Genomic DNA, 23,788 nt, shown 5'->3' on the forward strand with positions numbered 1-23,788 from the left:
GCCAGGATCAAACTCTTCATTAAAACTTTATATATTTATTGACTAGGTCAAATAATTTACACTTACCATTTTTTAAACAACAAATAAGGTTGTTTGCTTGTCATATTTCTCTATTCTGTTGTTAATGTCCTTCGTTTTTTCTGTCCCTCTCGTGGACAAGAAATATCTTACCACTTTTCTCATTTTATGTCAACAATTTTTTTTAATTTTTATAATTTTTTTTAATTTATCTTTGAAATCATTAACTTTTTTATATTTCTTTTTCTATTTTTTATTAGAAATTTACTTAGAATTTTTTATGAAACTTTAAAGTTATAAAAATTATTTATCAAAATTTTTATTTTTGAGCATATACAAGATATGGTATCTTTAATTTTTCATACTACTATATAATGTAGAAATAAAAAAGAGTTGCTATATTTTATAATATAACAACTCCTCCATTATTCTATAATTTATTTTTTTCTAAAATCTGTCCTATATATTTTTTTATAGTATTTAGATAGATTACCTTCGAACTCTCTTTCATTAGAAGTAAAAATTTCTCATTTGTTCCTGTATCACTCGAACAAAGTTTAATAGCTTCCTCTTCTACTTTTAATTTTTCATAATCATCTAATTTTTCAAATTCCTCTATTATATCTATTGGTATATCTAATTCTTCTTTTAAATTTTTAATGTCAGTAACATTTATAGATTTTTTAATACTTTTTCTAGCTTGTTTTATTTTTTTCTTGCTAATTATTGTTTTTTCCTTTACTTCGTTATTAAATAGAGTCAGGTTTTGTTTTTCTGTTATCTCTCCTCTATCTATATTTTTAAGAACACCATTTATATATTGAACCAAAGTTGTTTTTATATTTTTAGTCAGATTTTTATATAAAATCTTTAATACTTCTCCTGCTAGTTCCTCTCCATCTTCATTAAATATCTTTTTAATTTTAGTATCTGTTCTCTTATCCCAAGCTCTTGCTACATAAATATTTCTTTTAGCTTTTTGAATAAGTTCTACTAAAGACATAGGAAGATCTTTATATGGGTCTGCTTTTGGCTTTTGAGTTGGTTTTTTCTTAGGCACTTCTTTTAATGGAGTTTCTTTTTTAATTGGTTCGTTAATCTCTATTATTTCAGCTTCCTCTATATCATCTAATTTTTGTTTTTTACTAGAAATATTAGATGATGAACCACTATTTTTATTTTTGTTCATAAGCATTTTAGCTTTATTTCCCTCTATAAATGTTGAAATATGACATTCTCCATCTTTTTCTAGATTAAAAGTATAATTTATATAATAGGTATCTTCTTTTTTAGACTCATCATAAGAATACTCTAAAACATATCCTAACTCAACCAAAACATCAAAAGCTTTTAATACTCTTTTTAAAACTTGTTTAGCTCTACTTAATATATATATCTTTGTCTTTCCAGTTTTTGTAGTTCTTTCTGTTTCTTGTTCCATTCTAAGTGGAATTATCGCAGCTAGGGTTCTTAGATTTATTCTTCCATCTATTTCATCGTATCTTATTTTACTTATATATTTATATATTCTTCCAGCAATAGGGTCTTTTGTTATTATCTCCATAAGAGCTTTGGAATTATATTTTATATATCTTTTGTCTTTTATCTTTTGTCTTATATTTTTATTTAAAAGAACTCTATAAAAAACTTTTTTTCCTTTTTTTAATTTTTGATATGTAAGAAGTTTAAACTCCTCATCTTCAAATCTATACTTTCCAAATTTTGTATGATTAGAAACAACAAACTGATACTCTGTACTTTTTAGATTTTTTAGAGCTTGCTCTACTTTTGTATAATAAACCCTGTTCATCTTATTTCCCAAAAAGTTAACTATAAAATCTGATATCTCAAATTCTATATATTCCCCTTCCTCTGTTGGAGAATCTTTTTTTCCCTCATACATACAGATAAGATAGTTATAGATTTTTTCTTCAAACATTGAAGGTTGATAAACCATATCTGTATTATCTTTAGCAACTAAAGTACAATACATAGTTACTCCCAAATCTTCAAAAGAATATTGAAAGTTTATTCTCTTATTTTGTTTTTGAGGTGTGAAGAATGGAAAGACTATCATCTCTACTGGAATATTTATTATATTCCCTTGTAAATTTAAAAAGTTTCCCGCTCCTTGGATAACAACTTCTTTAACTTCAATATCTGGAAGTTCTTTCATCTTCATATCCATTTTATTGATATCTTCTATCAAAGAACCACTTGAAGCAATATTAAAACTTTCTACTATATCTCCATATTCTTTGTCTTTTTCAGCCATAAACTCCTTCTCCCAATAAGAATTTTTATATGTATATTCTCAATAATATTTTTCCTCAGGTATCATATTATAAAACTAAAAATACATTATTACAAGTTTTTTTTTATTTTTTTTAAATTTTATGTTTATACTCAATAATAAAATAATATATATATGATTATAAATCTAATAAATTCAATATTTTTTATAAAGTTTTTATCATATTTTTATTTTATCAATATAGATATAAATCTAATAAATTCAATAAAAGATTTTTCTGTCATATTGTATATGCTCATTAATAATTTAATATTTTAAACTTTTATTGATTTACATGAAGAAAAAATTATTATATTTTTATTTTCTCAGTAAAATCAAGGAATAATATTTCTGTATATATTCAATAATAATTTAAATACTATCTTTTTCTTTGAAAATCAAGCTGTATTTATTATCAGCTTTATTTTTATCTAGAAAAATCAAGCTAAAAATAAATGTATAATATCAATAATATTTTTTATTTTATATAAATCTTTGAAATTATTAACTATTTTTTATGTTATATTTTTTTTACTAAGTATTTATCAGTATTTTAAAAGTGTATATGAATAATAATAAGAAAAAAATTTTTTTTATTTATTTTCAATAGAAAAATAAATTTTTTTGGGAAACTTAGTCTGTACATTATACATAATAACAATTAAACAAAAAACAACCTAAAAGATTTGTCGTTTTTTTATTTTTTGTTTATTATTTTTTATAAAATACAAACTTTTTGGAAATAATTAAAATTAAAAGAAAAAACTAGAAAATAAATAAAAAGAAAAATCTGAATAAAAAAGAAAATAATTTGAAAAAAATAATAAATATACTTGACAAATTTGCTTTTTTCTTTTAAAATAATATACTGTAATATAGAAATTTTTAGGAGGTGAATTTTTAGAAATGGCAAAATTCCATACATACCAACCAAATAATAGAAAATACAAAAAAGACCACGGATTTAGAGCTAGAATGAAAACTAAAGGTGGAAGACAAGTATTAAAAAGAAGAAGAGCTAAAGGAAGAAAAAGATTATCAGCATAGAACCCGGTGTAGCAAATCACCGGGTTTTTTGAAATAATGGAGATTATTTATGGAAAATTTAAAGAAGAATGCTGAATTTCAAAAAATTTATAATTTTGGAAAAAAGAGTTATGGATATTATTCTCTTGTATTTTTTATGAAAAATAATTTGGATCACAATAGATGTGGTTTTGTAGCTAGTAAAAAAATAGGAAATGCAGTTTGTAGAAATAGAATAAAAAGATTATTTAGAGAATACTATAGAGAGATGGAAGAAAAAATACAAGTAGGATATGATTTTATTTTTGTAGGAAAAAGAAGTGCCGGAGAGAAATTTAAAGAGTTAAAGTTCCAGGAGATGAAAAAAGATATTGATAAGGTTTTTAAAAGATCAAATCTTTTCAAAGATTAAATTAATTTTGAAAAAAATAGTTTTACTCTTAATAAGAGGATATCAAAAATTTTTGTCCCCTATTTTGGGTAAAAATTGTATATTTATTCCAAGTTGTTCAGCTTATACCTATGAAGCTATTGAAAAATATGGTATAATTGGAGGAGGGCTGTTGGGAATAAAAAGAATATTAAGATGTCATCCTTTTAATCAAGGAGGTTATGACCCAGTACCTGAACTAAATAAAAATAAGGAGAGAAAGAAGTAAATGAATTTTTTGTACGCTATATTTGAGAAAATTTTAGTAATGTTTCACCAAGTGACTGGAAGCTATGGAATGGCTATCATACTTTTAACGATTTTTATTAAGATTGTTTTATTACCTCTTACAATAAAACAAGATAAATCTATGAAAGAGATGAAAAAGTTACAACCTAAAATAGAAGAGATTAAAAAGAAATATGGTTCTGATAAACAATTGTTAAATCAAAAAACTATGGAACTTTATCAAGAACATAAAGTTAATCCAGCTGGAGGATGTCTTCCAATAATCATTCAATTACCTATATTATGGGCTTTATTTGGTGTTTTAAGAAAAGAAGGAGTTATTCCTGATGAAACATTCTTATGGTTTACTTTAGCAGCTCCAGATAAATTCTATATATTACCAATATTAAACGGAGTAGTTTCATTTGTTCAACAAAAAGTAATGGGATCAGCAGACAACCCTCAAATGAAACAAATGATGTATATGTTTCCTATAATGATGATATTTATCTCTTATAAATTACCAGGAGGGTTACAATTATATTGGTTAATGTCAAGTTTAACTGCTGTTATACAACAATATTTCATTATGAAAAGAGGAGAGTAGTTTCTTATGGCAGAAAATATTGAAATTAAGGCAATGAGCTCTGAAGAAGCTAAACAAAGAGCTATCAGAGTATTAAACATAAAAGAAGAACAAATTTTAAATGTAATAGAAAAAGTAAAAAGCAAATCTTTTTTAGGACTTTTCTCAAAAGAGGGGACTTATGAAGTAGAATATACTTTAGAAGAAATAGTGCCTCAAATTGAAAAAGAAGAGGAAAAAATAGTTGAGGAAGTAAAAGTTGTAGAAGTTGAGCCAATCGACGAAAGACATACAGCTAGAGACCTTAGAAAAGAAAGAAATGAAAGAAAAGCTAAGCAACAAAAACCAGCTAAACCTTTTGAGAAAAAAGAAAAACCAAAGGTAGAAGTTGCTATAACAAAAGAAGTAAAAGTAGAACAAGAAAAGAAAATCGAAAATGTAGAACCAGACCAAGAAAAAGTTGCTAGAATATTAGAAGTGACAAAAGGTCTAATTGAAAATATGGGACTAAATTTAGAGGTTGAATTTAGTGGAACTGTTGGAAAAAATTATGTTATAAATATCTCTGGTGAAGATAAAGGGATAATCATTGGTAAAAAAGGAAAAACTTTAAATAGTTTTGAATATCTATTAAACTCTTTAATAAAAGATATAAGAATAGATGTTGATGTTGAAGGGTTCAAAGAAAAAAGAAATGATACTTTGATAGAACTTGCAAATAAAATGGCTATAAAAGCTATAAAAACTAAAAAAGTAATAAGACTTAATCCAATGCCTCCTAGAGAAAGAAAAATAATTCACGAGATTATCAATCAATATCCAGAATTAGATACTTATAGTGAGGGTAAAGATCCAAAGAGATATATAATTATTAAAAGAAAAAGATAAGAGGGTGAGGTATAATGTTTGATACCATCGCTGCTATATCAACACCTCGTGGAGAAGGTGGAATAGGTATAGTTAGATTATCAGGTGATGAATCTTTAGGTATATTATCAAAAATATTCAAACCAAAATCAAAAAAAGATGTAAAAGATATAAAGAGTTATACAATTAACTATGGACATATTTATGATGGAGATGAATTAATAGACGAAGTTTTAGTTTCTGTTATGAAAGCTCCTAACACATATACTAGAGAAGATATAGTGGAGATAAATTGTCATGGTGGTTATCTTATAACTCAAAAAGTATTGGAACTTGTACTAAAAAGTGGAGCTAAAATAGCAGAGCCAGGAGAGTTTACAAGAAGAGCTTTCTTAAATGGAAGACTTGATCTTACTCAAGCTGAAGCTGTAATAGATTTAATCCACGGAAAAACAGATAAAAGTATTTCTCTTTCTTTAAATAACCTAAGAGGAGATTTAAGAGATCAAATAAACCATTTGAAAAAAATACTTTTAGATGTAGCAGCTCATGTAAATGTAGTTTTAGATTATCCTGAAGAAGGGGTAGATGAGCCAATACCAGAACATCTAATAATAGAATTACATAATGTAAAAGATACAATAACAAAACTTGTAGAGTCTTATGATAAGGGAAAAATGATAAAAGAGGGGATAAAAACAGCAATAGTTGGAAAACCTAATGTTGGAAAATCAAGTCTTCTTAATTCAATCCTTAGAGAAGAAAGAGCTATTGTAACAAGCATAGCTGGTACAACAAGAGATACGATAGAAGAAATTATAAATATAAAAGGTATTCCATTGATAATGGTTGATACTGCTGGAATAAGAAAAACTCAAGATGAGGTTGAAAATATAGGGGTACAAAAATCTAAAAAGATGTTAAAAGAAGCAGACTTAGTTTTATTTGTACTTGATTCATCAAGAGATTTTTCAGATGAAGATAGAGAGATTTATGATAGTATTGAAAGTGAAAAAGTAATAGGAATCCTTAATAAGATAGATATGGAGAAAAAACTTGATATCACAAATCTTACTAAGGTAAAAAAATGGATAGAGATATCAGCTCTTGAAAATATAGGAATAGATACTCTTGAAAATGAAATATATAACTTTATACTTTCAGAAAATATAGAAGATAGTTCAGAGAAACTTATAATCACAAATATTAGACATAAATCAGCTCTTGAGAAAACTAAAAAATCAATAGAGAATATATTTGAAACAATAGATATGGGTTATCCAATGGATTTGATAGCAGTAGATTTAAATGATGCTTTAGATTCTCTATCAGAAGTGACAGGAGAAATATCTAGTGAAGATTTACTAGACCATATATTCAGTAATTTTTGTGTTGGAAAATAAAAAATTAAGGTTAACATCGGTTAACCTTATTTTTTGTCTTATAGATTGTAAAAAAATAAAGATTATTAATGTATATATACATTAATAAAAAAAGAGGAGAAATTTTAGATGGATAATTTATATGATGTTATAGTCGTAGGTGGAGGACACGGTGGTGTAGAAGCAGCCCTTGCCTCTGCAAGACTTGGAAGAAGAACTTTACTTATAACTTTATCTCTTGATACAATTTCAATGATGTCTTGTAACCCATCGATAGGTGGACCAGGAAAAAGTAATCTAGTGGCAGAAATGGATATACTTGGTGGAGAGATGGGAAGACATATAGATAAATATAATCTTCAATTAAAAGATTTAAATACAAGTAAAGGTCCTGCAGCTAGAATAACTAGAGGTCAAGCTGATAAATATCTTTATAGAGTAAAAATGAAAGATTTAGTAGAAAATACTAAAAATCTTGATTCATTACAAGAATCAGTTGATGAGATTATAGTGGAAAATGGAAAAATAAAAGGTGTAGTTACATCTTTAGGACTTAGATATTACGCTGATGCTGTTGTACTTGCAACAGGAACTTTCCTAAATGGAAGAATAGTTATTGGAGATATAGAATATGTAGGTGGAAGACAAGGAGAGAAGGCTGCTGAGAAGTTATCAGATAGCATTATAAAAGCTGGAATTCATATGGAGAGATACCAAACAGCTACACCTCCAAGAGTTGATAAAAAGACTGTAGATTTTTCTAAGACTGAGGAGTTATTTGGAGAGAAACACCCAAGATATTTTTCAATTTTTACTGAGAAAGATGAAAATAATGTAGTGCCAACTTGGCTTACTCATACAACTGAAAAAACTATTGATAAAATTCAAGAGCTTTTAAAATATTCTCCAATTGTTTCAGGGATAATAGAAACTCACGGACCGAGACATTGCCCATCAATAGATAGAAAAGTTTTAAATTTCCCAGAAAAGAAAAATCATCAAATTTTCTTAGAGTTAGAATCTAGTGAGTCAAATGAACTTTATATCAATGGACTTACAACAGCAATGCCTCCATTTGCTCAAGATGAGATTTTAAAAACAATAGCGGGGCTAGAAAATGCTAAAATAATGAGATATGGATATGCTGTTGAATATGATTATATACCAGCTTATCAAATGTATCCAAGTCTTGAAAATAAAATAGTTGAGGGACTTTTCACAGCAGGACAAATAAATGGTACTTCTGGTTATGAGGAAGCAGCAGCTCAAGGATTTATAGCAGGAGTTAACGCAGCTAGAAAAACTATGGGAAAAGAGCCTGTTATAATAGATAGAAGTGAAGGATATATTGGAGTTTTAATTGATGATATTATTCATAAGAAAACTCCAGAACCATATAGAGCTTTACCATCTAGATCTGAGTATAGACTTACTTTAAGATTTGATAATGGATTTATGAGACTTTTAGATAAAGCTATTGAGATTGGAATTTTATCAGAAGACAAGATTGAAACTTTGAAAAAGGCAAAAGAAGATGTCTTGAGAGAAGTTGAAAATCTAAAAGCATTAAAAGTTCCAATGAGACAAGCTAATGAAATATTAAAAAAATATGGTTCAGACAAACAAGTTACAAAAGGTATTACAGCTAATGAGCTTTTAAAATTTAAAGAGATAACTTATGAAATTATGGCTGAAGAGTTAGGATTAAATATAGAGGAATATCCAAATTTTGTAAGAAGTCAAATAGAAACAATGACAAAATATGATATTTTTATTAAAAGAGAAAATGAACAGATAGAAAAATTCAAAAGACTTGAGGGGATAATGATACCTAAAGATTTTGATTTTGAGAAAGTGGTAGGAATATCAAATATAGCTCGTGCAGGACTTTGTGAAGTAAAACCCTTATCAATAGGTGAAGCTAGTAGAATAAGTGGAGTAACAGGAAATGATATAGCTATTCTATTAGGACATATTCAAAAAAGATAAAATTTGTATATAGACAAAAATAAAAAAAGTTGCAGATTTAAAAGTCGGCAACTTTTTTTGATAAAATATATTATTATTGATTGTAATATTAATTTTAAAATTTTTATTTTTAAAGAGTTACAGGAATTTGAATCTCAGTTATAAACTCATTTTCGTCTTCCGTTATATGACGTTCTATATGGTAAATCTCGTAACAATCTCCAGAAATTTTTAAATTATTTTCAGAAATATATTTTTTTAAGAGATTATAATAATATCCTCTGTTAGAATATCCACCTTTAAAAGTAATCGTTAAAAAATTTCCAGCAGGAAAAATCTCTCCTCTTTCTTCGTTAATGATAAAACTTTTAGAAAAAATATCATACTCTCCCTTTAAAAAATTTTCTTTTGAGATTGTGGCTCCAGCCTCATTATTTGTAAGAATAAAATCGTTATCATATTCAGTTTTTGAGTTAAGGATTTTATGTTCAAACTCTATTTCCCAATCCTTATGAAAAGAACCTTGGGAATATAAGACCATTCTCTCTGGAATATATTTTATAAGAGGTTTATCGAAAGCTTTAAATGTTTGGAAAAAATTTAGATTTTCAAGCTTATTTATAATCTCTTCCCTAAGAGAAATTAAGTTTTTAATATTTTCTTCTATTTTTTCAAGTTGAAATTCTAGAATCTCTGAGGCAGAGTTTAGAGAACGTTCATCTAAAAATTCTTTGATTTCAACAAGTCCAAGCCCAAGATTTCTAAGATTTCTAATATTATTTAGTTTCCAAATTTGATTTTTAGAATAATATCTATATCCATTTTCTCCAATAAAATCAGGTGAGATAAGACCTATTTTTTCATAGTGTCTAAGTATATCAGAACTAATATTATAGAGCTTGCTAATCTCTCCAATTCTATATAAATTTTCTTGTTTTTTCAAAATAATTCACCTCTTTTATTATTGTTTATATAAACATTAATATAAAATTGAATTATCCTCTAACTAATTTGTCAGCTACTAAAAGAGCTTTTTTATTTTCTAATACATCATGAACTCTTACTATTTCAACACCTTTTTCAATTCCTAATATACTAGTTGCTATAGTTCCTTCACATCTTTCTTTTGGAGGAACATTATTAAGTAAAGCTCCAATAAATCTTTTTCTTGAAGTTCCAAGTAAGATTGGAGCCATATCTTTTAATTCGTCCATTCTTCTTAAAACTTCGATATTTTGATCAAAATCTTTTCCAAAACCAATTCCTGGGTCAATGAAAACTTTTTCACGAGGGATATTATTTTTGTCTATAAGCTCAAAACTTCTTTCAAAAAACTCTCTCATAGAAATTATAATATCCTTATCATACTCAGTAGAATTTTGGTTATGCATCACAATAACTATCGGATCATATTTAGCTATAACACGAGCCATCTCTCCATTATCATATTGAAGACCCCAAACATCATTTAAAATATGAGCTCCAGCCTCTAAAGCTTTTTCGGCTACTTCCCATCTATATGTATCAACAGAAATAAGAACATCTAGCTCTTTTGAAAGTTTTTCTATAATAGGAACAACTCTACGAATTTCTTCTTCAACAGGGACATCTTCATGACCTGGACGAGTTGACATTCCACCTATATCAATTATGTCAGCTCCATCTCTTACCATCTCTTTTGCATGTTCAATAGCTTTTGTAACATTAAAAAAATCTCCTCCGTCAGAAAAAGAATCTGGAGTAACATTTAAAATTCCCATAACTAAAGTTCTTTTTCCAATCTCTATTTTTTTGTCTTTTACTTTTATAATTCTTGCCATAGTTTCTCCTTTCAGTATACAAAATAATTATTATTGAGTATAGACATATAAAAAATTTAATATTTTTTTTATTTTAAAATTGCAATTTTATTTCTAAAAATATATTTTTCATTGGTGTAAAATAAAAAATATTATTGAAGATACACATATTTTTAGTATAATAATTATTAAGAATTAGAACTTTTTTCTAAAATATTTTTAATCTCCATTATAGATATTCTTTTAATAGGGTGAATTATATATGGAGCTATCTCAAAAAGAGGTTCTAATACAAAAAGTCTATCACACATATATGGGTGTGGAACAGTAAGATTTTCTTCATTGATAATTTCATCATCAAAAAGAATAATATCTAAATCTATAATTCTTGGTCCCCATTTTATAACTCTTTTTCTACCCATAATAGTTTCTATTTCTAAAAGTTTTTGAATAAGTTCTTGTGGAGTGAAAAGAGTTTTTATTTCAATGCAACCATTTAAAAACATATCTTGGTTAGTATATCCATAAGGTTCAGTTTCTAATATTGTGCTTTGTTTTGTAACAAAAGTATCAGGTAAATTTTTTATATTTTCAATAGCTTTAAGAAGATTTTCTTTTTTATCTCCCATATTAGAACCAAGAGATATATAAGCTTTATGCCACTTTCTAGTAATTTCCACAGCAACAAAATCAAAATGTTTTTTGATAGGTGCCCAAGGTTTTTTTATACAAACTTTCACTTCTGATATAAGAGGATATTTTCTTAAAATCATAGTGGCAATTTCTTCAGCACAAGTTTCTATCAAATCAAAAGAGTTTCCAAGAAAAATCTTTTCTATATCATCAGCTACAAAACCATAGTGAGTAGATTTTGTAAGATCGCCAGTTTTTCCAGCCTCTCTTGTAGAAGTAGTCATCTCAACAGAAACTAAAAATTTTTGTCCCAAATTTTTTTCCTCTTGAAAAACTCCGTGAGTTCCAATAAATTCCAAATTTTCTATAATTATTTTATCCATAAAAATCTCCTAAAAAATTTTTTCTTTCAGGAAAATATTATAACATTTTTCTTTTGATAAAAAAAGTCTAATAAAAATTTTATTATTGTATATAGACATTTATAATTTTTATATTATAAAGGGATTAAAAAAGGACTGAAGATATAATCAACAGTCCATAAAAATTTTTCATTAATCATTTAGTTTAAGAAGAGACATAACTTCATTTCTTTTTTCAGAATTTTTTTCAAAAATTCCTTTAGAACAACTAGTTATTATTTTTGTTCCAGGCTTTCTAACTCCTCTCATAGTCATGCAAAGATGTTCAGCCTCAATTACTATAAAAACTCCCAAAGGATTTAGCCCTTCAACAATAGTATTTGCAATATCCTCTGTAAGTCTTTCTTGAAGTTGTGGTCTTTTTGAAAAAGTTTCAATAACTTTTATAATATCCCCAAATCCTATAATTTTTTTATTTGGAATATAAGCTAGAGATATTTTTCCAAAAAATGGAAGAAAGTGATGTTCACACATAGAATAGAAATTTATATTTTTTTCAATAACTATGTTATTGTTATTACATTCAAAGGTATTTTTAAAAAAATCTAAAGGATTTATATTGATACCAGAGAAGAAATCCAAATAAAAATCTTCAATTCTTTTTGGAGTGTTGGCAAAAACTTCATCATTTATATATTTTTTATCTCTGTCTATTTCTAATAAAATATCATTAAAAGATTCTTTTATACTCATTTTTTTCTCCTAGATTTTATATTTTGTAATATTATACAATAAAAAATATAAAAATAAAAATATATTTTTTGGTAAAAAAAAACTCTCTATGAAAGAGAGTTAAAATCTTTATAAATGGCTGGGATGGCTGGATTCGAACCAACGCATAACGGAGTCAAAGTCCGTTGCCTTACCGCTTGGCGACATCCCAACAACATTAATAATTTTATCATATTTATTTTTATTTGTCAATTTATTTTTTTAAAAAATAAAAAAACTTTTAGAAATCAATAGTTTTTATAAAAAAACCTTGGTACCTAAAGTATCAAGGTTATAAAAAATATTTTATTTTTTATTATTCAACAGGTGCAGCTTCTACTTGAGCTTCTCCTTCAGCCTTTAAAACTTCATTGTATTTTTCTATAACAACGTCAGTTATCTCTTTTCTTAATTCTAGTGTGATTGGGTGAGCTATATCTTTGTATTCCCCATCAGGCATTTTTCTTGAAGGCATTGCAACGAACATACCCTTTTGTCCGTCTATTATTTTTAATCCATGAATAACAAAACATCCTTCAAGAGTAATATCTGCATAAGCTTTTAATTTTGTTTCGTCCTCACTTTTTACTGTTCTAAGTCTTACGTCTGTAATTTTCATCTCCATAGCACCATCCTTTTGTAATATTGTGTAGTTAGTTTATAAGAAATTGCATTTTATTATTCTGCAATCATCAAACTTTTGATTCAATATTTTCAAGTAGTCCCCAGTTGTATTTTTACTCGAAAGAATGTAGTAACAGCTTCCACTTCCTGACATGAAGAAATCAAGTCCTGTGTCTTTTATTCTATTTCTAAAATTTTGAATATTTTCATCATCAATTAAAAGACCTTGTTCCAACATATTTTCAATATTTTCACAAACTTTTTTTAAATTATTTTCTTTTAATCCTGATAAAACTTCATCAATGTTAGCAAATTTTTTTTCATCCAGTTTACTGTATAATTCATAGGCTTTTTTTGTAGAAACTCCAAATTTAGGTTTAATAAGAATAACATCACATTCAAGATTATTTTGAATCTTTTCTAATTTTTCTCCTATTCCCTTAACCCTACAAGGTGTATTCTTTAAAAAGAAAGGGATATCAGCACCAACAGATTTTCCAATAAGAGATAAATCCTCATCACTTAGAACAAAATTATGAAACTTATTTAATTCTTTTAGAAAAAAACCTCCATTAGAACTTCCTCCACCAAGTCCAGATTCGTGAGGAATATTTTTTTCAAGATATACATCTACATCTTCAGGCTCTATTTGAGTTTTTTCATAAAATGCTTTATACACTTTGTATAAAATATTTTTTTCATCACAAGGAATATCTTTAATATTTGAAGATATATTTAGCTTTCCTTTTTGGTTATTAAATTTTATTTCTAATTTATCGGCTAGAGAGATAGGAACCATAATCATATCAAGTAGATGATAACCATTTGGAAGTTTTTCAGTAATATTCAACCCAATATTTATCTTTGCATTACTTGTTATAATCATTAACCCAAAATCTCCTCTTCTTTAGATAAATCAATATTAATACCAGAACTTTCTAAGACTTTTACTAAATCATTACTTTTATCTTTTGAAACATTTCCAGAAGGAACTTCCAATATTTCAAATTTAAAATATCTATCATAATATTCTATCTCTAAAATATTTCCCACTTTTACTTCTGTACTAGATTTAGCTATTTTCCCATTTAATTTAGCTTTTCCCCCGTCTACTACAATTTTTGCAATTGGACGTCTTTTTATAATTCTACTTACTTTTAAAAATTTGTCTAATCTCATTATCTACACTCCTATACTTTAGTTATACCTTATTTTTCAAATAAGTCAATAGTTTTTTTATTTTTTCTCAATTTTTTTTGCTTCGTTCCAAAACATATCCATTTCTTCTAGTGAAGAACTTTCTAAATTACAATGATTTTCTACATATCTAAATCTTTTTTCAAATTTTTCATTTGTTTTTCTAAGAGCTTCTGAAGAACTAATTCCAAGATGTCTAGCATAATTAGTTATGGCAAATAAAAGATCTCCAATCTCCTCTTCTATATGATTTTTATCATTTTCATTTATAGCTTCTTTTACTTCTTCAATCTCTTCTTCCACTTTTTTGAAAACATCTTGAGGATTATCCCAATCAAAACCATAAGTTGCCACTTTTTTTTGAATTTTTTCAGCTTTTAAAAGACTAGGGAAAGATTTTGGAATACCATCAAGGATTGATTTTCTGTTTTGGTGTTCTTTTTCTTGAAGTTTTATCTCCTCCCATTTTTTTTGAACATCAGTTACACTTTCTATCTTTTCATCAGAAAAAATATGTGGGTGGCGTCTTATAAGTTTTTCATTTATTTTTTGAGAAATATCTTCAATAGTGAACTCTCCTTTTTCTTCAGCTATTTTTCCTTGAAAAATTATGTGTAAAAGTATATCTCCTAATTCTCCACAAAGTTCTTCTCCACCCTCTTCCCAAACATCTAAAGCCTCATAAACTTCCTCTAAAAAAGGAGTTTTAAGACTTTCTCTAGTTTGTTTTCTATCCCAAGGACAACCATTTTCTCCACGTAATATATTTAAAGTTTCAACTAATTTATAAAATTCCTTCAATTTTTTCCTCCTTGTATTCTTCAAAGAAATTTTCTATATTTTTTTCATAAAGAATAGAATTTTTAGTTTTTAGCTTACATTTTCCATTTGTCAGCATATTTAATATTTTTTCAAAATTTACTTTTTCAGGTACAAAACTTATTTCATAATTATTTTTTGAAATCTCTTTTATCTCTTTAATTCCAATAGAAGAGGATTTGATTTTTATTTTAAGATTTTTAAATAATGTAACTACTTCTTTTGGTGGATTTCCAAATCTATCAGCAACTTCCTTGAAAAGTTCTTCAATATCATTTTCATTTGTTATATCCATAGCTCTTTTATAGATATTTATTTTTTCAAACTCCTCTATATATTCTTTTGGAATATATCCATTTTCCAAAAATTCAATAGTAACTTCAGATTTTTGAGAATACTCTCCTTTTTGTCTTTCAATCTCCTCTTGTAAAAGTTTTAAATAAAGATTATAACCAAAAGTTTCTAAAGCTCCGTGTTGTTTATCTCCTAAAATTTCTCCAGCTCCACGAATATTCATATCCTCAAGAGAAAGATTAAATCCTCCTCCAAGACCTTTTAAATTTTCAATACTCTCTTTTCTAAGAGTAGTTTTTTTATTATATTTTCTATCTACTTCATTTACAAGATAACAATAAGCTTTTCTTTTTCCTCGTCCAACTCTTCCACGAAGTTGATATATTTGAGAAAGACCTAGCTTTTCAATTCCCTCAATAATAATAGTATTGGCATTTTCTATATCAATTCCATTTTCTACAATGGTTGTAGTAAGAAGTACATCAACATCTCCATTTTCAAATTCGTGAATTACCTCTTTTATATTTTGAGCTGACATTCTTCCGTGAATATATTTTACTTTTATATATGGTGGAAGGATAGATTTTAAATATTTTTCTTTATACTCCATTCCGTATATTGAATTATAGATATAAAAAACTTGACCTTCTCTTCCTACTTCTCTCATTATTGCATTTTTAATATCTTGGTCGTTATTATCAACAAAAATATTTTCAATAGGAAGTCTATTTGTTGGAGGAGTTTTTATAACTGATATATCTCTTATTCCAAGAAGTGCAAGATTTAAAGTCCTTGGAATTGGAGTGGCAGTTAAAGTTAAAAGATCTACATTTTCTTTTAAAGTTTTTAATTTTTCTTTAGCTTTTACTCCGAATTTTTGTTCTTCGTCAACTATTACAAGTCCAAGATTTCCAAAATGTACATCATTTGATAAAAGTCTGTGAGTTCCAATTACAATATCAACTCCACCTGTTGTTATTTTGTTTAAAATCTCTTTTTGCTCTTTAGGAGTTTTTATCCTACTAAGAAGAGCGATATTTATTGGATAATTTTGAAATCTCTCTTTAAATCTTTCAAAATGTTGGTCAGCTAAAACTGTTGTGGGAGTTAAAATTAAAACTTGTTTATTGTCTGTTACAGCTTTAAAAGTGGCTCTCATTGCAACTTCTGTTTTTCCATATCCAACATCTCCACAGATTATTCTGTCCATAACTTTTGGAGATTCCATATCGAGTTTTACCATTTTTATAGCTTCTATTTGGTCTTTAGTTTCAGTATAAGGGAATCCCTCTTCAAATTCCTCTTGCCAAACTGTATCTTTTGAAAAAGCATAACCAAAATTTCCTTGACGTCTAGCTTGGATTTTTATAAGCTCTTTTGCAAAAGCTTTCATCTCCTCTTCTAATTTTTCTCTTTTTTTCTTAAATCCTCTTCTACCAAGATTATAAATCTCAGGAGTAGTTCCCATATCATAGAGATATTTTTCAATTCTATTAAGGTTTTCTGTTGGAACAAAAAGTTTATCTTCTCCAGCATATTGGATTTTTAAATAATCTTTTCCGTTTATAGTTTCAATTCCTAAATAAATTCCCACTCCAAAATTTTCGTGGATAATGTAATCTCCCTCTCTTATTTGAGAAATATCACTGTATCTTACACCTTTTCTACTAGAATTTTCTTTCTTTACTCTTATTCCCTTTATCTCTCTGTCAGTCAATACTAACAAATCTTCATATCTAAATCCCTCATAATGAGGATATTTTTCTATTTTAATATTTTTGTAACCTTCAAAAATCTCATCATATCTTTTTTTCTCCTCAGATAAAATAAGGATTTTTTGTTTTTGGCTCTCTTTTTTTATAACCTCCAAATTTTCATATTTTTTTATTTTGTCAAAATCAAATCTTTTACTTTCTATCTTTGTGAAATCATCAGTTCTTTTAAAAAGTCCTCTGTATAAATCTTCATTTTCTCTATTTTTTAAAATATTTTCTTCAAGTTTATATTTTAAAATCTCTATATTTTCAAGATATTTTTCATTTATTTTTGATGAAAATTTATCTAACAAACCAAAAAAACTAAATTTTTTATTATTTGCTTTAGTTATATAGACAGAAATATTTTCTTTTTCTGAGATACTTTTTTGAGAGTAATTGTCAAATTCAGAAATTCTATCAACCTCATCTCCAAATAACTCAATTCTTATGGGATTTTCTACATTAAGAGGAAAAATATCCAAAATATCCCCTCTTTTAGAAAATTCCATCTTATTTTCAATAATATAATTTTTTGAATACCCACTATTTATTAATTTTTCTTCAATAGGTTTTAGATTTATCTCTTTTCCAACTTCAAAAGATAAAACTTCCCCACTATCTGTATATTTTTCAAGTATTCCTTGTAGTGATATAAGAATAATAAAATCTTTATGATTTTTTAAAATTTCCAAAAGATTATAATTCTTATTTAGAGTATCAAACTCATCATAAAAATCATCTATCATAAGAATATTGCCTTTATAAAAATCTTTTAAAGTATAATAGTAATCCTCTATATTTTTATTAGATGAGGCTAGAAAAATAATTCCACCTTTTTTGGAAGATAAAAAAAATGGAACAGATCCTCTATATAAATCATTAAGTTTTAAATTTTTGAAATCCATATCCCATTACCTCCCATATTTTATAGTGATATTATATCACAAAAAATCTTAACAAAATAAAAAGAACCGATTTTTATCGATTCTTTTTAAATAAAATTTTATTTTTATTAGAATGCTTTTACAACAGAACCGTTGTATTTTTCTTCTATGAAATCAGCAACTTTTTCAGATTGAAGAACTTTTATTAAAGTTTTTATCTCAGCTTTTTCTAAATCTTTTTCTCTTACAGCAACTATATTAGCATAAGGAGATTCTTTTCCTTCTAATACTAAAGCGTCTTTTGTAGGATTTAGGTTAGCTTCCATAGCGTAGTTACCATTTATTACAGCGAAGTCAACATCTTTTAAAACACGTGGAAGTTGAGCAGCTTCTAAAGATTTGAATTTTAATTTTTTAGGATTTTCAGCTATATCAAATTCAGTAGAGTAAAGATTTGTTGGATCAGCTAATTTTATAATTCCATTGTTGTGAAGAAGTATTAAAGCTCTTCCACCATTTGATGGATCGTTAGGTATAGCTACTGTAGCTCCTTTTTTTAATTCATCAAGTGATTTATGTTTTTCAGAGAAAAGTCCAAGTGGCTCTACGTGGATAGCTCCAGCAGATACAAGGTTTAATTTTCTTTCTTCAGCAAATTTTTGTAAATAAGGATAGTGTTGGAAAAAGTTAGCATCTAACTCTCCATCGTTTAATGCAAGGTTAGGAGTAACGTAGTCAGTAAACTCAACTATTTTAAGATCTATTCCCTCTTTAGAAAGCTCAGGTTTTATAGCTTCTAATATTTCAGCATGAGGTACAGGAGTAGCTCCTACTTTTAAAGTAGCTCCAAAAGAGTTAGCCCCTACTACAAATGAAAGTAAACCAGTTAAAGCAAATAATTTGAAATTTTTTGTCATTATGCACCATCTCCTTAAAAATTTATAAATGTTAAATATTTATTATCTGTTTTTTTTGACTCTATATACTAAATAGTTTCCAAAAGATTGAATAAGTTGAACAAGAACTATTATAACTATAACTGAATAAATCATAATATCTGTTTTAAATCTTTGGTAACCAAATCTTATTGCTAAATCTCCTAAACCTCCAGCACCGATTGTTCCAGCCATAGCTGAATATCCAATAAGACTTATTACTGTAACAGTTAAACCGTGAATAAGATGTGGAAGAGTTTCAGGAATCATAACTTTAAAAATTATTGTGAAGTTACTAGCTCCCATACTTGAACTTGCCTCAATAAGTCCTTTGTCAATTTCATTTAAAGCTCCTTCAACCATTCTTGCTACAAATGGAGCTGCTGATATTGAAAGTGGAACTATTGCGGCGTTAACTCCGATTGTTGTTCCAACTATTATTCTTGAAAGTGGGAATACACAAATCATAAGAATAATAAATGGGAAAGATCTTAAAGTATTTATACAAACTTCTAAAATTTTATTTAAAGTAGGTCTTTCCAAAATATTTCCCTCTTTTGTAACTACTAAAAGTATTCCAATTGGAAATCCGATTACCATAGAAAATATCGTAGAGAAAAATACCATATATAAAGTTTCTAAAGTAGAAGTCCAAATCATATTAAATACCATCGTAAACCACCTCCGCAAATATTCCTTCTTCTAAGAACCAGTCTATTGCTTGTTTTTGTTCATTTATATCTCCAGAAAGTTCAATGTATAGATGTCCTACTTGCATTGTTGAAAGGTTTTCTATAGAACCACCAATAATACTGAAGTTGATATCAAATTTTTTGATAGCACGAGAAAGAATTGGTTCTTCAGCAATTTCTCCTAGGAATTTAAGTTTTATTATCATTTTTCCTTGAGTTTTTACAAGATTTACAGTAGTTTCATTGTCATTTGGTAAGTGAGAGATTAATTCTTTTGTAATGCTTGCTTGTGGAGCTGAGAAAATATGGTGAACTCCTCCAGTTTCAACAATTTCTCCTTGAGCCATAACAGCAACTTTATTACAAATATCTCTTATAACTTCCATTTGGTGAGTGATCATAACCACTGTAAGTCCAAGTTTTTTTTGAATATTTTTTATAAGTTCTAGGATTGCTTTCGTAGTTTTTGGGTCAAGGGCTGAAGTTGCCTCATCTGAAAGTAAAATTTCAGGGTTATTTGCTAGAGCTCTTGCAATTGCCACCCTTTGTTTTTGTCCTCCACTAAGTTGACTAGGATAAGAATTTTTTTTCTCAGAAAGTTCAACTAGCTCCAAAAGTTCGTCAACTCTTTTATCAATATCAGATTTTTTCCAATTAGCTATTTCAAGAGCGAAAGCCACGTTTTCTCCTACTGTTCTTGAAGAAAGAAGATTAAAATGTTGGAAGATCATTCCTATTTTTTTCCTTTTTTCTAAAAGTTCCTTTTTGTTAAGAGAAACAATGTTTACACCATCTATAATTATTTCTCCGCTAGTTGGTTCTTCAAGTCTGTTAAGTAGTCTTATAAGTGAAGATTTACCAGCACCACTAAGACCAATTATTCCAAAAATATCACCTTTCTTTATATGAAGATTGATATTTTTTACAGCATGAAGACCATTTGGATATATTTTGTTGGCATTCTTAATATAAATCATAAGTATCCCCCTTTATGTAAAAAAATTTTAATTCAGTTTAGAAAATAAAAAAAATCTCTAAATTATCTGTCATCAAGATAACTTAGAGATATAGTGACTTTTTTGGTCGTCGCCATCTGTCTGGAATTAGCACCACACTAAAAAAGTAGGTTGCTGAAACATCAAAGGGCCAGTCCCTCAGTTTCTCTTGATGGATATTTTTTTATTTGAGTTATGATATAATAAAAAAATTTATTTGTCAATAAAATTTTAAAAAAAATAAAAAAAACTTGAAAAATAAGAGATTATATATGATAATTTGGGAGAAAAAAGAAAAATTTTTAGGAGGCTTTTATGAAAAGAGAAGGTTATATAAGCTGGGACGAATATTTTATGGGGATAGCGATACTTTCTGGAAAAAGAAGTAAAGACCCTGGAACTCAAGTTGGAGCTTGTATTGTAAATGAAGATAAAAAAATAGTTGGAGTTGGATATAATGGTTTTCCCCAAGGTTGTAATGACGATGATTTTCCTTGGGAGAGAGAGGGAGAATTTTTAGAAACTAAATATCCTTATGTATGCCACGCTGAATTAAACGCTATTTTAAACAGTATCAAAAACTTAAAAGGTTGTACTCTATATGTGGCACTTTTTCCTTGTAATGAGTGTGCAAAAGCTATAATTCAAAGTGGAATAAGAGAGATAGTATTTCTTTCTGAAAAATATAGTGGTACTCTAACAGATATTGCCTCTAAAAAACTTTTAGATTCAGCAGGGGTAAAATATAGAAAATTAAAACCTACAAATAATGTTATCACTCTTGATTTTAGCGAATAATTTTGATAAAAATTACAATATATGATATAGTAAAAAGGGTAATAAAATATTAATTGGAGGAAAAATGAAAAAATTTGTAATAGAGTGCTCGAATTGTAAAAAAAAGATGAAAATACAAAATAAACCAGCTAAATATAAATGTCCATCTTGTGGAACAATTCATAAAATCGGAAGGATAAAATTAATTGGAATATCTATAAAAAGTTTTTTTACAGGGATTATAGACACTATAAGAGATATTAAAAATAATATGGTTTATAGATACAATTCAGCTAAAGCCACTTATAAATATATGAGTCAACTAAAGAAAAATATGAAAAATGATCCAAATTGGTCAAACTATAGAAATCAACAAAGAGAAGAAAAACAAATGAGAGATGCGAATAAAAAATCTTTTAAGGATTTCTTTAAAAAAAAAGTAAGCTAGGAAATATTCCTTGACTTTTGAGGTATAAATGTTATAATCTTTACTAGAGTATTATTAAATTTTTAGAATTTTAAAGAGGTAAATTATGTTTTTAGAAACTTATAACAACCCCAGAGTTCCTAAGATGGGTTTGTATATATGAGTAATATCATAGATACAAATCCCTTTTCTGATGGTTTGTATCTGGATAGTTTCTAAAGAAAAATTTATTTTTGAGTAATAGAACCATTTAGATACATAGTTATTTAAATGGTTTTTTATTTTGAAAAAGGAGTGAGAAAAATATGATAAAAGTCCCGAGAAGTAATAAAATAATTAATTTTGGCCTGAGTAAATAAAAAAAGATAGGAGGATATAAAAAATGGCGATGAAGGAAACTTTGATAACTTTTGTGATATATTTAATATTTTTAATGGGTGTAGGAGTATATTTTTATAAAAAAACAGAAACAGCTGAAGATTATGTTTTAGGTGGAAGAGGAATGGGCTCTTGGGTAACAGCTCTTTCAGCTCAAGCAAGTGATATGAGTGGTTGGCTTTTAATGGGACTTCCAGGGGCAGTTTATATGACTGGAATGAGCCAAACTTGGACTGCTATTGGATTAACTTTAGGAACATATCTTAACTGGAAAATTTTAGCACCAAAATTAAGAGTTCAGACAGAAGAAACTGATACGATGACTTTACCTAATTTTTTAAGCAAAAAATTAAAAGATGATACAGGTACTATTAGAATTTTTTCTGCTATAGTAATTTTATTTTTCTTTACAGTATATTCATCATCAGGACTTGTAGCAGCAGGAAAATTATTTGCAAGTATTTTAGGAATAGATTATAAAATTGCAGTAATAATTGGTGTTGGAACAATAGTATTTTATACATTTATGGGTGGATATTTAGCTTGTTGTTGGACAGACTTTTTCCAAGGAACATTGATGTTTTTAGCTATATTGGTAGTTCCAGTTATGGCTTACTTTACTGGTGGAGGAATGGAAAGTATCGCTTATCAAGCTCAAATTAGAGATATATCTTTAAGTATTTTACACGGAAGTAAAATAGGAACAATGGGAATTATCTCAGCTCTTGCTTGGGGGCTTGGATATTTTGGACAACCTCATATATTGGTAAGATTTATGAGTGTAAAAAATTTAGAAGAGCTTAATAAAGCTAGACAGATTGCGATGGCTTGGGTACTTATATCTTTAGCAGGAGCAGTGGCTATTGGAATTACAGGAATAGGACTTTTTACAGATATATCTCAAATCGGAGGAGATTCAGAAAAAATATTTATCTATATGATTAGCAAATTATTTAATCCTTGGGTAGGAGGAATTTTATTAGCAGCTATTCTTTCAGCGATTATGTCTACAATAGATTCTCAACTTTTAGTTTCAGCATCTACTCTATCAGAGGATTTTTATAGATATATTAAAAAAGATGCCACAGAAAAACAAGTTATGTGGACAGGAAGAATTGGAATTATAGCTATATCTTTAGTGGCAACAATAATAGCTATGGATACTAACTCTCATATTCTTTCGATGGTTTCTTATGCTTGGGCAGGATTTGGTGGAGCTTTTGGACCAGCAATTTTAATGACTTTATATTGTAAAAACCTTAATTGGAGAAGTGTTTTTGCAGGAATGTTAGTAGGTGTAGCAGTTATAATTTTATGGAAAATTTCAGGATTAAGCAACTATTTATATGAAATATTACCAGCTTTTGTTATGAATGGTTTAGTAGTTTATGCTTATGAAAAGGTTTTAGTTTATAAAAGACAAAAAAGAGCTATAAAAATTTAATTTAAAAATTTTTTTAAGAGGTTATTTCAAGAAATAGCCTCTTATTTTTTTATAAAATTTTCTTAAAATTAAAAATTATAAAAATATTTTTAAAGTTTTATTTATTGAAAAATAAAGAAAAGTTTTAAAATTTAATAAAATTAAAAAAATATCGTTGACAAAATTTGAGTTGTAGGGTATAATAAATCTTGTCCGTGAGATA

The 23,788-nt window shown here is 27.3% G+C and carries 23 protein-coding genes, 1 tRNA gene and 1 riboswitch; of the genes, 10 read left to right on the top strand and 14 right to left on the bottom strand.

Annotated features, from left to right (window positions below; all coding sequences use genetic code 11):
• Positions 1-448: 448 nt before the first annotated feature.
• On the bottom strand, positions 449-2,293 hold the full coding sequence (locus tag I6E15_RS07925; RefSeq protein WP_235247298.1) for a chromosomal replication initiator DnaA: 1,845 nt from the start codon (positions 2,291-2,293) through the stop codon (positions 449-451).
• A 924-nt stretch (positions 2,294-3,217) separates the two neighbouring features.
• Here I6E15_RS07925 and rpmH point away from each other — a divergent pair.
• From rpmH to mnmG, 7 genes are all read left to right on the top strand, one after another.
• Complete coding sequence (gene rpmH / locus I6E15_RS07930; RefSeq protein WP_177160508.1) at positions 3,218-3,358, top strand: 50S ribosomal protein L34; 141 nt, start codon at positions 3,218-3,220, stop codon at positions 3,356-3,358.
• A gap of 49 nt (positions 3,359-3,407) precedes the next feature.
• Positions 3,408-3,749, top strand: a complete 342-nt coding sequence (rnpA, locus tag I6E15_RS07935) for a ribonuclease P protein component (RefSeq protein ID WP_235247299.1) — start codon at positions 3,408-3,410, stop codon at positions 3,747-3,749.
• 7 nt (positions 3,750-3,756) lie between these two features.
• Entirely contained in the window at positions 3,757-3,996 is a 240-nt protein-coding gene (yidD, locus tag I6E15_RS07940) for a membrane protein insertion efficiency factor YidD (protein WP_235247300.1), read from the top strand.
• A 39-nt stretch (positions 3,997-4,035) separates the two neighbouring features.
• On the top strand, positions 4,036-4,602 hold the full coding sequence (locus I6E15_RS07945) for a YidC/Oxa1 family membrane protein insertase (RefSeq protein ID WP_414146511.1): 567 nt from the start codon (positions 4,036-4,038) through the stop codon (positions 4,600-4,602).
• A 6-nt stretch (positions 4,603-4,608) separates the two neighbouring features.
• A complete protein-coding gene (locus I6E15_RS07950) occupies positions 4,609-5,469 on the top strand; it encodes a protein jag (RefSeq protein ID WP_177160512.1) in 861 nt (286 codons plus the stop codon).
• Between the two features lie 11 nt (positions 5,470-5,480).
• Positions 5,481-6,851 carry a tRNA uridine-5-carboxymethylaminomethyl(34) synthesis GTPase MnmE gene (gene mnmE / locus I6E15_RS07955; protein WP_235247312.1) on the top strand — a complete coding sequence of 457 codons (1,371 nt, stop codon included), beginning with the start codon at positions 5,481-5,483 and terminating at the stop codon, positions 6,849-6,851.
• Between the two features lie 108 nt (positions 6,852-6,959).
• Positions 6,960-8,819, top strand: coding sequence for a tRNA uridine-5-carboxymethylaminomethyl(34) synthesis enzyme MnmG (mnmG, locus tag I6E15_RS07960; RefSeq protein ID WP_235247302.1), 1,860 nt, complete (start codon positions 6,960-6,962; stop codon positions 8,817-8,819).
• Between the two features lie 109 nt (positions 8,820-8,928).
• On the opposite strand, the gene I6E15_RS07965 is transcribed toward mnmG, so the two are convergent.
• The 13 genes from I6E15_RS07965 to I6E15_RS08025 all read right to left on the bottom strand — a co-directional run bounded on the left by I6E15_RS07965 (position 8,929) and on the right by I6E15_RS08025 (position 20,542).
• Positions 8,929-9,741 (bottom strand): MerR family transcriptional regulator, encoded by an 813-nt coding sequence (locus I6E15_RS07965; RefSeq protein ID WP_235247303.1) that lies wholly within the window; start codon positions 9,739-9,741, stop codon positions 8,929-8,931.
• Positions 9,742-9,793: 52 nt separating this feature from the next.
• Positions 9,794-10,618, bottom strand: a complete 825-nt coding sequence (gene folP / locus I6E15_RS07970; protein ID WP_235247304.1) for a dihydropteroate synthase — start codon at positions 10,616-10,618, stop codon at positions 9,794-9,796.
• Between the two features lie 167 nt (positions 10,619-10,785).
• Positions 10,786-11,613: a 2-amino-4-hydroxy-6-hydroxymethyldihydropteridine diphosphokinase gene (folK, locus tag I6E15_RS07975; RefSeq protein WP_235247305.1), complete on the bottom strand. Its 828-nt coding sequence runs from the start codon at positions 11,611-11,613 to the stop codon at positions 10,786-10,788.
• Positions 11,614-11,784: 171 nt separating this feature from the next.
• On the bottom strand, positions 11,785-12,345 hold the full coding sequence (gene folE / locus I6E15_RS07980; protein ID WP_177161398.1) for a GTP cyclohydrolase I FolE: 561 nt from the start codon (positions 12,343-12,345) through the stop codon (positions 11,785-11,787).
• A gap of 115 nt (positions 12,346-12,460) precedes the next feature.
• Positions 12,461-12,535: transfer RNA gene (locus I6E15_RS07985), tRNA-Gln, on the bottom strand.
• 144 nt (positions 12,536-12,679) lie between these two features.
• Entirely contained in the window at positions 12,680-12,982 is a 303-nt protein-coding gene (gene spoVG, locus I6E15_RS07990) for a septation regulator SpoVG (RefSeq protein ID WP_177161400.1), read from the bottom strand.
• A gap of 39 nt (positions 12,983-13,021) precedes the next feature.
• The gene (gene ispE / locus I6E15_RS07995; protein WP_235247306.1) at positions 13,022-13,873 is read right to left on the bottom strand and encodes a 4-(cytidine 5'-diphospho)-2-C-methyl-D-erythritol kinase; all 852 of its coding nucleotides are present in this window, start codon (positions 13,871-13,873) and stop codon (positions 13,022-13,024) included.
• Positions 13,873-14,166 carry an RNA-binding S4 domain-containing protein gene (locus I6E15_RS08000; protein ID WP_235247307.1) on the bottom strand — a complete coding sequence of 98 codons (294 nt, stop codon included), beginning with the start codon at positions 14,164-14,166 and terminating at the stop codon, positions 13,873-13,875. The genes ispE and I6E15_RS08000 overlap by 1 nt, the downstream gene beginning before the upstream one ends.
• 57 nt (positions 14,167-14,223) lie before the next feature.
• Positions 14,224-14,985 carry a nucleoside triphosphate pyrophosphohydrolase gene (gene mazG, locus I6E15_RS08005; protein WP_177161395.1) on the bottom strand — a complete coding sequence of 254 codons (762 nt, stop codon included), beginning with the start codon at positions 14,983-14,985 and terminating at the stop codon, positions 14,224-14,226.
• On the bottom strand, positions 14,969-17,959 hold the full coding sequence (gene mfd, locus I6E15_RS08010; protein ID WP_235247308.1) for a transcription-repair coupling factor: 2,991 nt from the start codon (positions 17,957-17,959) through the stop codon (positions 14,969-14,971). The genes mazG and mfd overlap by 17 nt, the downstream gene beginning before the upstream one ends.
• Positions 17,960-18,066: 107 nt before the next feature.
• On the bottom strand, positions 18,067-18,855 hold the full coding sequence (locus I6E15_RS08015; RefSeq protein WP_235247309.1) for a MetQ/NlpA family ABC transporter substrate-binding protein: 789 nt from the start codon (positions 18,853-18,855) through the stop codon (positions 18,067-18,069).
• A gap of 42 nt (positions 18,856-18,897) precedes the next feature.
• Complete coding sequence (locus tag I6E15_RS08020; RefSeq protein WP_177161392.1) at positions 18,898-19,545, bottom strand: methionine ABC transporter permease; 648 nt, start codon at positions 19,543-19,545, stop codon at positions 18,898-18,900.
• Complete coding sequence (locus tag I6E15_RS08025) at positions 19,535-20,542, bottom strand: methionine ABC transporter ATP-binding protein (protein ID WP_177161391.1); 1,008 nt, start codon at positions 20,540-20,542, stop codon at positions 19,535-19,537. Before I6E15_RS08025 ends, I6E15_RS08020 begins: the two co-directional genes overlap by 11 nt.
• A gap of 109 nt (positions 20,543-20,651) precedes the next feature.
• A riboswitch (SAM riboswitch) is annotated at positions 20,652-20,739 on the bottom strand.
• 136 nt (positions 20,740-20,875) lie between these two features.
• On the opposite strand from I6E15_RS08025, the gene I6E15_RS08030 reads away from it, so the two are divergent.
• From I6E15_RS08030 to putP, 3 genes are all read left to right on the top strand, one after another.
• Positions 20,876-21,358 carry a deoxycytidylate deaminase gene (locus tag I6E15_RS08030; RefSeq protein WP_235247310.1) on the top strand — a complete coding sequence of 161 codons (483 nt, stop codon included), beginning with the start codon at positions 20,876-20,878 and terminating at the stop codon, positions 21,356-21,358.
• Positions 21,359-21,422: 64 nt separating this feature from the next.
• The gene (locus tag I6E15_RS08035; protein WP_235247311.1) at positions 21,423-21,785 is read left to right on the top strand and encodes a hypothetical protein; all 363 of its coding nucleotides are present in this window, start codon (positions 21,423-21,425) and stop codon (positions 21,783-21,785) included.
• Between the two features lie 361 nt (positions 21,786-22,146).
• Positions 22,147-23,586 carry a sodium/proline symporter PutP gene (gene putP, locus I6E15_RS08040; RefSeq protein ID WP_177161388.1) on the top strand — a complete coding sequence of 480 codons (1,440 nt, stop codon included), beginning with the start codon at positions 22,147-22,149 and terminating at the stop codon, positions 23,584-23,586.
• Positions 23,587-23,788 lie beyond the last annotated feature (202 nt).

This window comes from Fusobacterium perfoetens, from assembly GCF_021531475.1.
Taxonomy (GTDB): Bacteria; Fusobacteriota; Fusobacteriia; order Fusobacteriales; family Fusobacteriaceae; genus Fusobacterium_B.